Origin of the sequence: Pantoea sp. CTOTU49201 (assembly GCF_032054795.1) — a bacterium.
GTDB lineage: Bacteria > Pseudomonadota > Gammaproteobacteria > Enterobacterales > Enterobacteriaceae > Pantoea > Pantoea symbiotica.
Genome location: NZ_DAMBSA010000116.1, coordinates 1 through 11,571, shown reverse-complemented (window position 1 = coordinate 11,571; position 11,571 = coordinate 1). Strand labels below are relative to the sequence as shown.

Sequence of the window (11,571 nt, the reverse complement as noted above, 5' to 3'; positions counted from 1 at the left end):
ATCCTGCGCCAATCAAATCCACTGGTAAAAAAATTACTGAATTAACCGGCGTTTATGCCCGGCATTGCACTCTGACCTTTTTCCGAAAACGAAAAAAACTAATGCTTTCAAAGCATTTGCGGTTAAGCGCGCCTGGCGACAACCTGAGCGCATTACGCTAAAGTAATGGCTCATTTTGTGGTGCTCGATGGAGTGACAATGTACGACCAATATGACGCCCTGATTTTCGATATGGACGGCACAATTCTGGATACTGAGCCGACACATCGAAAAGCCTGGCAACAGGTGCTTGGCCGCTATGGTTTCACCATGGATGAAGAAAAAATGGTGGGCTTCAACGGCGCTCCAACCTGGCAACTGGCGCAGTTCATTCTTGAGCAGAACAACGCAACGCACGATCCGCATCTGCTGGCGGCGGAAAAAACCGCTGCACTGAAAGCGATGTTGCTGGATGACGTGCGTCCGCTGCCGTTGATGGACGTGGTCAAAGCCTATCATGGTCGCCGTCCGATGGCGGTGGGCACCGGCAGTGAACACAGCCTGGCAAAAGCCCTGCTAGAAGAGCTAGGCGTTTACCACCTGTTTGATGCGGTTGTCGGAGCGGATGACGTACAGCGTCATAAACCGCAGCCGGATACCTTTTTACGCTGCGCTGAATTGATGGGCATCGCGCCCGAGCGCTGTGTGGTGTTTGAGGATGCTGACTTCGGCGTACAAGCCGCCAAAGCAGCAGGCATGGACGTGGTTGATGTCCGTTTACTGTGAATGAATTTCTGACCTATGGATCGTTATTCGGCAGCAGCTTCCTGAGCGCGACTCTGTTACCGGGAAGCTCGGAAGCGGTGCTGGTTGCACTGCTGATCGCCCAAAAGGGTTCGGTTTATGGATTGTTATTGGCTGCATCAGTGGGAAACACGCTGGGCGGCCTGACCAACATTCTTCTTGGTCGCCTGATGCCGCCAAAAGGGCAAGGGCGATGGCACGACACAGCAATGACGTGGTTACACCGATTGGGACCTGCAGCACTGATTTTCAGCTGGCTGCCGGTAGTGGGCGACTTACTCTGCGTGCTCGCAGGATGGTTGCGCTTTGCCTGGCTGCCTTCGGTGCTGTTCCTCGCCATCGGTAAAACGCTGCGTTATATCGTTATCGCGACCGCCACATTACAAACAATGCAATGGTGGCATTGATTCGCACAGATTCGAGGCTACGGTTAACATTATGCTGAACAAAAATAAATTATTCACACAGCGGGAGGTTAATGTGATCCCGGACGTATCTAAGGCACTTTCCTGGCTGGAAGCGCATCCTGACGCGTTAAAGGGTATCGGCCGTGGTATTGAGCGCGAATCATTACGCGTAAAACCCGATGGTCACCTGGCAACCACAGGACATCCTGAGTCACTCGGTTCGGCGCTCAAGCATGATTGGATTACCACCGATTTTGCTGAAACGCTGATGGAGTTCATCACGCCGGTTGATCAGAGCATTGATCGTTCACTGGCGTTTCTGCGCGATATTCACCGCCATGTGGCGCGTGAGTTGGGCGATGAGCGCTTGTGGCCTTTCAGCATGCCTGGCTTCATTGATGATGTTAATAGCATCGAGCTGGCGCAATATGGCAGCTCCAACATCGGCAAAATGAAAACGCTTTATCGTCAGGGGCTGAAGAATCGCTATAGCGCGCTGATGCAGATTATCTCTGGCGTGCACTACAACTTCTCGCTGCCGCTGTCGTTCTGGCAGGAGTGGGCGGATGTGAAAGATGCCGAAAGCGGTAAAGAGACCATCTCTGCCGGCTATCTGCGTTTGATTCGCAACTACTATCGTTTTGGCTGGGTCATTCCGTATCTGTTCGGTGCATCGCCAGCGATCTGCACCTCATTCCTGCAAGGGCGTGAGAGCAATCTGCCGTTTGAAACTGACGGCAAAGGCACGCTGTGGCTGCCTCACGCCACCTCGCTGCGCCTGAGTGACCTTGGTTACACCAATAAATCGCAGAGCGGGTTGGGCATCACCTTTAACTCGCTGGAAGGTTATGTTGCGGCACTGAAAGCGGCGATCAAAACGCCGTCGGAAGAGTATGCCGCCATGGGCACCAAAGATGCTGATGGCAACTGGCTGCAGCTGAACACCAACGTGCTGCAGATTGAAAACGAGCTGTATGCACCGATTCGTCCGAAACGCGTTACGCGTTCAGGTGAAGCGCCATCTGATGCGCTGCTGCGCGGCGGTATTGAATACATTGAAGTACGTTCGCTGGACATCAACCCATTCTCCGCGATTGGTGTAGATGCCGATCAGGCGCGCTTCCTCGATCTGTTCCTGATTTGGTGTACGCTGGCTGATGCGCCAGAAATGAGCGCGGATGAGCTGCTGTGTACGCGTAAAAACTGGAACCGCGTGGTGATGGAAGGGCGTAAACCCGGCCAGGTCATTGCTGTGGGTTGCAGCGAAACCGAGCATACGCTGGTTGAAGTGGGTAAAGCGCTGTTTGCCGATCTGCGTCGCGTGGCGGAAGTGCTCGACAGCAATCACGGCAACACGCAATATCAACAGGTTTGCGATCAACTGGTGGCATCTTTCGACGATCCTGAGCTAACCTATTCGGCGCGCATTCTGCATGCGATCAAAGCAAACGGTTTGACCGGCGCTGGCGTGGCCCTGGCGGAGCAATACCGTCATCTGCTGTGTGAAGAGTCGTTAGAGATTCTGACTGAAGAGGACTTTAGTCGTCAGGCGTTGGAGTCGATGCAGGCACAAGAGAAGCTGGAACAGAGCGATACGCTGGATTTCGAAAGTTACCTTGCGGGCCGCGAAGGCTAGAAAAGAAAATGGCCACATCAATGTGGCCAAAATAAACATCTCTGTTGTCAGGGATGATGATAACAAATGCGCGTCTTTCATATATTCAGACGCTGGACGAACAGAAAAGTTTCATCGTTTTAAAAAAAATCTCAAAACAGGAGGTGACGTATGCCACTACTGGATAGTTTTACTGTTGATCACACCATCATGGGCGCACCGGCTGTACGCGTTGCAAAAACCATGAAAACTCCGCATGGCGATACCATCACCGTTTTCGACCTGCGTTTTTGCCGTCCGAATATTGAAATTCTGACTGAGCGTGGCATTCATACGCTGGAGCACCTGTTTGCTGGCTTCATGCGTAATCACCTGAATGGTGATGGCGTTGAAATCGTCGACATCTCTCCGATGGGTTGCCGTACTGGCTTCTACATGAGTTTGATTGGTACGCCTGACGAGCAGCGTGTAGCGAAAGCCTGGAAAGGCGCGATGGAAGATGTTCTGAAAGTTAAAGAGCAGGGCCAGATTCCAGAGCTGAACGAATATCAGTGCGGCAGCTACAAACTGCACTCACTGGATGAAGCGCAGCAGATCGCGCGCAATGTGCTGGCTCACGACATCGGCGTGAACCGCAACGAAGATTTGAAGCTGCCAGCTGAAAAGCTGAAAGAGCTGCACATCTAGTTGAGACACAATGAAAAACGCCGCGATTATCGCGGCGTTTTTGTTTGCAGGCTTCAGGAGCCGATGGAGGATTTCAGTGCGTGGTGCGGCGTGATGCGCACCTGCTTTACCATGTTGTCCTGCACATCGAGGATATCAATATCGTAGGCACCAAGGGTAACGCGGGTATCTACCAGCGGAATCTCTTCCAGTGCTTCCAGCAGCATGCCGTTAATGGTGCGCGCATCCTCTTCCGGCAGCGTCCAGTTAAAGGCTTTGTTGATTTCACGCACATTGGCGCTGCCTTCAATCAATACCGAACCATCATTTTGCGGCATCACTTCTTCGGCCAGCGATGGCGACATTGAGGTGGTAAAATCGCCGACGATCTCTTCCAGAATATCTTCGATTGTCACTAAGCCTTTAACATCGCCATATTCATCAACCACCATGCCGACTTTCTTTTTATTACGCTGAAATTTAACCAGCTGCACGTTAAGCGGCGTGCCTTCTGGCACATAGTAAATTTCATCAGCAGCACGCAGCAGGCGATCTTTGTTGAACTCTTTCTTCTCGGTCATCATGCGCCAGGCTTCCCGCACGCGCAGCATACCAACGCAATCGTCCAGCGAATCGCGGAACAGGACGATGCGTCCATGCGGCGAATGACTCAGTTGGCGCTCAATGGATTTCCAGTCATCATTGACGTTGATGCCGACGATCTCATTGCGCGGCACCATGATGTCATCCACGCTGACTTTCTCCAGATCGAGTACTGACAGCAGCATGTCCTGATTACGGCGCGACATCAGCGAACGTGATTCATGCACGATGGTGCGCAACTCTTCTTTGCTCAACGCCGAGTTGATGGAACCGTCGGTTTTGATGCCCACCATGCGCATCAAAATGCGGGTGATGGTATTCAGCAGCCACACCAGCGGCAACATCACATACTGCAGCGGAGCCAGTAACACGCTGCTGGGATAGGCGACTTTTTCTGGATAGAGCGCCGCGACCGTTTTCGGCAGCACTTCAGCAAATACCAGCACCACAAAAGTCAGAATACCGGTAGCAATCGCCACGCCGGCATCGCCATACAGGCGCATACCGACAATGGTGCCAAGTGCGGAGGCAAGGATATTAACGAGGTTGTTGCCGATTAAAACCAGGCTGATCAGGCGATCGGGACGACGCAGGAGTTTTTCCACCCGACGCGCGCCGCGATTGCCGCTTTTGGCTTTATGGCGCAGTTTGTAACGATTGAGCGTCATCATGCCGGTCTCTGAGCCGGAGAAATAGGCAGAGACCAGCACCATGATGACCAGCGTAATGATCAGCGTGGTGGTTGAAACGTGTTCCAACACAAAATCCTTAGTGAGAGGTGAGCAGGTGCTGAAGCACGCGACTGCCGAAGTAGGCCATGGTTAGCAGCAATGCGCCGCCACAGTTAAACCACACGACGCGGCGTCCGCGCCAGCCTTCACGATAGTGTCCCCAAAGCAGAACGATGTAGACAAACCAGGCAATGATGGAGAGAACCGCTTTATCCACATTCTCCGCGCTAAACAGGTTATGCATGAAGAGCAAACCGGTGCACAGCACCAGCGTCAACAGCACGACACCAATCTGCGTGATGTGGAACATTTTGCGCTCAATGCTGAGCAGCGGCGGCATATCCTGAGTGAAAGCCAGTTTCTTATTTTTCAACTGGTAATCGATCCACGCCAGCTGCAGCGCATACAGTGCTGCAATGATCAGCGTGGCATAGGCAAACAGCGACAGGCCGATGTGCACCATCATGCCCGGCGTGGTTTCCAGATGCGTAATAAAGGCATTAGGCACAAAGGTAGCAAAGGCCAGATTAATCAACGCAAAGCTGTAAACAATCGGCAGCAGCAGCCAACCACGATTACGCGAGGCGACAATCGTCATGATGGCGCAGATCAGCAGGCTAACCAGCGAGCCAATATTGAGCAGGCTGAGGTTTTGCCCGTTATCAACAGCAAAAATGCGCTGCTGCAGGGCAACGGCGTGCGCAATCAGCGCCACGCAGGCGGAAAGCACAGCAAAACGACGCCAGCCACCGTTGCGTTTAAGCAGGCTGGGAATGATCAATGCAAGACTGAGGGAGTAGGCGAACAGCGCCACGATCGCGAAAACGAACATAGATCCTTTCAGGTATCGGTCAGATAAGGAAAAAAGCAGTATAGCGCCAGCAGCAGCAGGCTCCAAACGATCTGACGGTCAATTGCAGAGATCGCTTCGTCTTCGTGTTATAATCCGGCGCATTGTGTCGCCTATGGCGGCCTCGCTACGGTTCTAAGTGAGAGAGCATGTTTGATAATTTAACCGATCGTTTGTCGCAAACCCTGCGCAATATCAGCGGCCGCGGAAGGCTGACCGAAGACAACATCAAAGACACGCTGCGTGAAGTTCGCATGGCGCTGCTGGAAGCTGACGTTGCGCTGCCGGTGGTGCGTGAATTTATTAATCGCGTGAAAGAGGCCGCCGTTGGCCACGATGTGAACAAAAGCCTGACGCCGGGCCAGGAGTTCATCAAAATCGTGCGCAACGAACTGGTTGCGGCGATGGGCGCTGAAAATAATGCGCTCAATCTGAATGCTCAGCCGCCAGCCGTAGTGCTGATGGCCGGTTTGCAAGGTGCCGGTAAAACTACCAGCGTGGCAAAACTGGGTAAATTCTTGCGCGAGAAGCACAAGAAGAAAGTGTTGGTGGTTTCTGCTGACGTTTATCGCCCTGCGGCGATCAAACAGTTGGAAACCCTGGCTGAGCAGGTCGGCGTTGATTTCTGTCCGTCCGATCTGAGCCAAAAGCCGGTCGACATTGTTCAGAACGCGCTGAAACAAGCCAAAGTCCAATTCTACGATGTGCTGCTGGTGGATACCGCCGGTCGTTTACACGTCGATGAAGCGATGATGGACGAAATCAAACAGGTACACGCCGCGATCAATCCGGTGGAAACGCTGTTTGTGGTCGATGCCATGACCGGTCAGGATGCCGCCAACACCGCGAAAGCCTTCAACGAAGCGCTGCCGCTGACCGGTGTGATCCTGACTAAAGTCGATGGTGATGCGCGCGGTGGTGCGGCGCTGTCGATTCGTCACATCACCGGCAAGCCAATCAAATTTATGGGGATGGGCGAGAAGACCGAAGCGCTGGAAGCTTTCTATCCAGAGCGTATCGCGTCGCGCATTCTTGGCATGGGCGATGTTCTGTCGCTGATCGAAGATATTGAGAGCAAAGTTGACCGCGATCAGGCGGAGAAACTGGCGAAGAAACTGAAAACCGGCGACGGTTTTGATCTCAACGACTTCCTTGAGCAGTTGAAGCAGATGCGCAACATGGGCGGCATGGCGAGCCTGATGGGCAAACTGCCGGGCATGGGACAACTGCCTGAAAACGTGAAATCGCAGATGGATGACAAAGTGCTGGTTCGCATGGAAGCCATCATCAACTCGATGACGCGTAAAGAGCGTGAGAAGCCAGAAATTATCAAGGGTTCGCGCAAACGTCGTATTGCGCTGGGCTCAGGCATGCAGGTGCAAGACGTCAACCGACTGCTGAAACAGTTCGATGATATGCAGCGCATGATGAAGAAAATGAAGAAAGGCGGCATGGCCAAAATGATGCGTGGCATGAAAGGTATGATGCCGCCTGGATTCCCTGGTCGCTAAGGCGGCCGCACAGAAAGCCGGTTATTTGACACACTCAGGTTGCTTTTTGCGCCAAAATGAGTAAAATTTTCGGGCTTTTTATATCGCGCTCGGGCCCCGTTCCTCGATGGGGCCCGAGCGCTTTATTAACTAATGAGGATGTTATGGTAACAATTCGTTTGGCACGTCACGGCGCTAAAAAGCGTCCGTTCTATCAGGTCGTCGTAACTGACAGCCGCAATGCTCGTAACGGTCGTTTCATCGAGCGCGTAGGTTTCTTCAACCCGATCGCTTCTGGTCAGGCTGAAGGTCTGCGTCTGGATCTGGACCGTATTGAGCACTGGGTTGGCCAGGGCGCAACGCTTTCTGATCGCGTTAACGCGCTGATCAAAGAAGCAAAGAAAGCAGCTTAATCTGTCACGGTGGTGAGCATGAGCATTAAACCTGCCGGGCAGCCTCCCGTTAACCCGATTGTATTGGGAAAAATGGGCGCGGCTTACGGAATTCGGGGTTGGCTCAAAGTGTTTTCCTCCACTGAAGACGCTGAAAGCATCTTCGACTACCAACCTTGGTTCATCCAGCGCGCCGGTAAATGGCAGCAGGTCGAACTCGAGGGCTGGAAGCACCACAATCAGGACCTGATCATCAAAGTCAAAGGCATTGACGATCGGGATGCTGCGGCACAGTTGACCAATTGCGAAATTACGGTTGACTCCACGCAGTTGCCAGCGCTGGACGCAGGTGATTACTACTGGAAAGACCTTATGGGTATGAAAGTAGTGAACCTCGAAGGCTACGAGATGGGCAAAGTCATTGATTTGATGGAAACCGGATCGAACGACGTTCTCGTCGTTAAGGCAAACCTGAAGGATGCATTCGGTGCGCAAGAGCGGTTAATTCCGTTTCTTGATGAACAGGTTATCAAGAAAGTCGATCTCTCTACTGGCCTTATTGAAGTAGATTGGGATCCTGGTTTTTGATCTCCGGACAATCCGGTAACGTAACGGCGAACGCGATGTGGATTGGTGTTATTAGCCTGTTTCCAGAGATGTTTCGCGCTATTACCGAGTACGGGGTAACTGGCCGGGCAGTAAAAAATGGCCTGCTCGACATTCAAAGCTGGAGTCCTCGTGACTTCACGCATGACCGGCACCGTACCGTGGACGATCGTCCTTACGGCGGCGGACCGGGAATGTTGATGATGGTGCAACCCTTACGGGACGCCATCTCCGCAGCGAAAGCGGCGGCGGGAGAAGGCGCTAAGGTGATTTATCTTTCACCTCAGGGACGCAAACTGGACCAACAGGGCGTTTGCGAACTGGCGACTAATCAGAAGTTGATTCTGGTATGCGGTCGCTATGAAGGGATAGATGAGCGCGTGATTCACACTGAGATTGATGAAGAATGGTCAATCGGTGATTACGTTCTCAGTGGCGGTGAGCTGCCAGCCATGACGTTGATTGACTCGGTCGCCCGGTTTATTCCCGGCGTACTGGGTAAACAGGCGTCAGCCGATGAGGATTCGTTCTCGGACGGTTTGCTGGATTGCCCGCACTACACCCGACCTGAAGTGTTAGAAGGGATGGAGGTTCCGCCAGTTTTACTGTCGGGCAACCATGCCGATATTCGCCGCTGGCGCCTGAAACAGTCGTTAGGCCGTACCTGGCTAAGAAGACCTGAACTTCTGGAAAACCTGGCTCTGACTGAAGAGCAAGCACGGTTGCTAAATGAGTTCCAGCGTGAACATCAGCAGCAACAAAACGATGAGGCGGGAGAGTAATCTTCCCTCACTATCAGTTTACCCAGGATAAGAGATTTAATTATGAGCAACATTATCAAGCAACTTGAACAAGAGCAGATGAAGCAGGACGTACCTTCATTCCGTCCGGGTGATTCCGTGGAAGTGAAAGTATGGGTCGTAGAAGGTTCTAAGAAGCGTCTGCAGGCATTCGAGGGCGTGGTTATCGCTATTCGTAACCGCGGTCTGCATTCTGCATTCACTGTTCGTAAGATTTCTAACGGCGAAGGTGTTGAGCGTGTCTTCCAGACTCACTCTCCAGTAATTGACAGCATTGCTGTTAAACGTCGTGGTGCTGTGCGTAAAGCCAAACTGTATTACCTGCGTGAGCGTACCGGTAAGTCAGCTCGTATCAAAGAGCGTCTTGGCGCGTAAGCGACTTCTCAAAGTTAATAGCAAACAAGGGGTTGGCCATTTGGCCAGCCCCTTTTTTTATGGGCGTTTTAAATGATAGATCGCGCTGTTCACCGCTCCGCTCTCCAGAATGATCAGCCCAAAGCAATAATCAACCAATGTGAAGCCGCAGCGTAAGGCAACCGCGCGACTGGCGTGATTCTCTTCTGCTGCCAGAATCTCCAGCTGATTGATGTGTGGATACTGGAAGCCAAATTCGACCAACTGCGCCACCGCACGCGTCGCAACGCCTTGCTGCTGAGCATCGCTGCGCACCCAATATCCTAATGCACTGCTTTCGTCCGGATTCTTTGCGAAACGAATACCGGCGCTTCCCAGCAACCGATCGTTGCCATCCACAATCGCGAACTCTTCCGCTTCGCCTTTACTGCGTTGAATGCGCGTGAAATCGATCCAGCTGGCAGCTTCATCAGGATGATAATTTTCGTGTGCCCAGGCCATCCAGGGTTTTAGCGTACTTAGCGATTCGTTGACGGCCTGGGCAAAAGCGTCGATATCCTGCAACGTGAAAGGACGCAGTGTGACAAGCAAAATGGACATCGCACGATCCCTGAAAAAGAATGAATAACAGAATGTTAGCTCGGCTACTGGCAAAAATCATAAACGAGATTTATTAGAGTGTAATAATTAATTTACACCATGATGATTTGATGCGTTCGTTTAACTTCATGATATTTATGGTTTATGATTTATTTTTGGTGGTTTCTTATATTGCTGGTAATAAAAGTGTACATGTGTGGATTGCAAGATGTACAGGGTGTGATAAAGTAAGCGCCATCCTCAGTGAGGATCCCAAACCGCATAAACGAGTAAAAAGGATCGCAATCATGCAAAAAGACGCGCTGAACAATGTGCATATCGCCGACGAACAAATTTTGATTACCCCGCAAGAGCTGAAAGCTAAATTCCCGCTCACTGCGGCGCAGGAAGCGCAAATTGCGTCTTCTCGCCAAACCATTGCCGACATTATTGCGGGCCGCGATCCGCGCCTGTTGGTGGTTTGTGGTCCTTGTTCGATTCACGATACCGAAGCCGCACTTGCCTATGCCCGTCAGTTGCAATCTCTCTCTGCACAGTTGAAGGATCAGCTGTACATCGTTATGCGCGTTTATTTTGAAAAACCTCGAACCACCGTCGGCTGGAAAGGGTTAATCAACGATCCTTACATGAACAACTCGTTTGATATGGAAGCCGGCCTGCATATCGCACGTCAGCTGTTGGTTAGTCTCGTCGAGATGGGATTACCGCTGGCGACCGAAGCGCTGGACCCCAATAGCCCACAATACCTTGGCGATCTGTTTAGCTGGTCAGCGATCGGTGCGCGTACCACCGAATCACAAACCCACCGTGAAATGGCTTCAGGCCTTTCCATGCCGGTTGGTTTTAAAAATGGTACGGATGGCAGCCTTGGTACCGCGATTAACGCCATGCGCGCCGCTGCGATGCCGCACCGTTTTGTAGGTATCAATCAGGCCGGTCAGGTTTGCTTGCTGCAAACCCAGGGTAACCCAGATGGACATGTGATTCTGCGTGGCGGTAAAGCACCAAACTACGGTCCAGAAGATGTGGCTCAGTGTGAAAAAGAGATGCTGAAAGCGGGACTGCGTCCGGCCTTAATGATAGATTGCAGCCATGGTAATTCTAACAAAGACTATCGCCGCCAGCCTGGCGTAGCCGAATCGGCTATCGCGCAGATTAAAGATGGAAACCGTTCCATCATTGGCCTGATGTTGGAAAGCAACATTCATGAAGGCAACCAATCTTCTGAACAGCCACGTAGCGAAATGAAATACGGTGTATCCGTCACTGATGCTTGCATCGACTGGGAAACCACTGAAACGTTGCTGCGTGAAATCCATCAGGATCTGCAGGGAGTGCTGTCGGCACGTCTGTCACACGAGGTGTAATGAGTCATGGTGGCTGAACTGACCGCGCTACGCGATCAAATCGATGAAGTAGATAAAGCACTGCTTGGGTTACTGGCAAAACGACTGGAGTTAGTAGCCGAAGTAGGGGAAGTTAAAAGCCGCTACGGTTTGCCGATCTATGTTCCTGAGCGTGAGGCCAGCATGTTGGCTTCTCGCCGTCAGGAAGCTGAAGCGCTCGGTGTCTCGCCGGATTTGATTGAAGATGTATTGCGTCGTTTGATGCGTGAATCTTATGCGCATGAAAATGACAAAGGCTTCAAAACGCTGTGTCCGACGTTGCGTCCGG

General features: G+C 52.1%; 14 protein-coding genes. 11 read left to right on the top strand and 3 right to left on the bottom strand.

Annotation, left to right across the window (positions count from 1 at the left end; translation table 11 throughout):
- Window positions 1-198: 198 nt before the first annotated feature.
- The 4 genes from yqaB (at window position 199) to luxS (ending at window position 3,492) form a co-directional block, all read left to right on the top strand.
- Window positions 199-765 (top strand): fructose-1-phosphate/6-phosphogluconate phosphatase, encoded by a 567-nt coding sequence (gene yqaB / locus RTY00_RS10490; protein WP_008108985.1) that lies wholly within the window; start codon window positions 199-201, stop codon window positions 763-765.
- Entirely contained in the window at window positions 762-1,190 is a 429-nt protein-coding gene (locus RTY00_RS10485; RefSeq protein ID WP_061719953.1) for a YqaA family protein, read from the top strand. The genes yqaB and RTY00_RS10485 overlap by 4 nt, the downstream gene beginning before the upstream one ends.
- A 31-nt stretch (window positions 1,191-1,221) precedes the next feature.
- Window positions 1,222-2,826 carry a glutamate--cysteine ligase gene (gene gshA, locus RTY00_RS10480; protein ID WP_312664381.1) on the top strand — a complete coding sequence of 535 codons (1,605 nt, stop codon included), beginning with the start codon at window positions 1,222-1,224 and terminating at the stop codon, window positions 2,824-2,826.
- Window positions 2,827-2,976: 150 nt separating this feature from the next.
- Window positions 2,977-3,492, top strand: coding sequence for an S-ribosylhomocysteine lyase (gene luxS, locus RTY00_RS10475; protein ID WP_007893307.1), 516 nt, complete (start codon window positions 2,977-2,979; stop codon window positions 3,490-3,492).
- A 53-nt stretch (window positions 3,493-3,545) separates the two neighbouring features.
- Here luxS and RTY00_RS10470 read toward each other — a convergent pair whose 3' ends face one another.
- Window positions 3,546-4,832, bottom strand: coding sequence for an HlyC/CorC family transporter (locus RTY00_RS10470; protein ID WP_008108991.1), 1,287 nt, complete (start codon window positions 4,830-4,832; stop codon window positions 3,546-3,548).
- A gap of 10 nt (window positions 4,833-4,842) precedes the next feature.
- Window positions 4,843-5,637, bottom strand: a complete 795-nt coding sequence (locus RTY00_RS10465) for an inner membrane protein YpjD (RefSeq protein WP_008108993.1) — start codon at window positions 5,635-5,637, stop codon at window positions 4,843-4,845.
- Window positions 5,638-5,804: 167 nt separating this feature from the next.
- Here RTY00_RS10465 and ffh point away from each other — a divergent pair, with 167 nt between their 5' ends.
- From ffh to rplS, 5 genes are all read left to right on the top strand, one after another.
- The gene (gene ffh / locus RTY00_RS10460; protein ID WP_312664380.1) at window positions 5,805-7,166 is read left to right on the top strand and encodes a signal recognition particle protein; all 1,362 of its coding nucleotides are present in this window, start codon (window positions 5,805-5,807) and stop codon (window positions 7,164-7,166) included.
- Window positions 7,167-7,309: 143 nt separating this feature from the next.
- Window positions 7,310-7,558 (top strand): 30S ribosomal protein S16, encoded by a 249-nt coding sequence (gene rpsP, locus RTY00_RS10455; RefSeq protein ID WP_007893313.1) that lies wholly within the window; start codon window positions 7,310-7,312, stop codon window positions 7,556-7,558.
- Window positions 7,559-7,576: 18 nt separating this feature from the next.
- Entirely contained in the window at window positions 7,577-8,125 is a 549-nt protein-coding gene (gene rimM, locus RTY00_RS10450) for a ribosome maturation factor RimM (RefSeq protein WP_312664379.1), read from the top strand.
- 35 nt (window positions 8,126-8,160) lie between these two features.
- Window positions 8,161-8,925, top strand: coding sequence for a tRNA (guanosine(37)-N1)-methyltransferase TrmD (trmD, locus tag RTY00_RS10445; RefSeq protein ID WP_036649673.1), 765 nt, complete (start codon window positions 8,161-8,163; stop codon window positions 8,923-8,925).
- Window positions 8,926-8,967: 42 nt separating this feature from the next.
- Complete coding sequence (rplS, locus tag RTY00_RS10440; RefSeq protein ID WP_007893316.1) at window positions 8,968-9,318, top strand: 50S ribosomal protein L19; 351 nt, start codon at window positions 8,968-8,970, stop codon at window positions 9,316-9,318.
- Window positions 9,319-9,375: 57 nt separating this feature from the next.
- Here the strand turns inward: rplS and RTY00_RS10435 are convergent, their stop codons facing one another.
- Window positions 9,376-9,897 (bottom strand): GNAT family N-acetyltransferase, encoded by a 522-nt coding sequence (locus RTY00_RS10435; RefSeq protein ID WP_312664378.1) that lies wholly within the window; start codon window positions 9,895-9,897, stop codon window positions 9,376-9,378.
- A gap of 287 nt (window positions 9,898-10,184) precedes the next feature.
- Between RTY00_RS10435 and RTY00_RS10430 the strand changes: the two genes are divergently transcribed.
- Window positions 10,185-11,264 carry a 3-deoxy-7-phosphoheptulonate synthase gene (locus RTY00_RS10430; protein ID WP_312664383.1) on the top strand — a complete coding sequence of 360 codons (1,080 nt, stop codon included), beginning with the start codon at window positions 10,185-10,187 and terminating at the stop codon, window positions 11,262-11,264.
- Between the two features lie 6 nt (window positions 11,265-11,270).
- Window positions 11,271-11,571, top strand: a 301-nt coding sequence (gene tyrA, locus RTY00_RS10425) for a chorismate mutase (RefSeq protein WP_312664377.1), incomplete at its 3' end; no start/stop codon positions are given.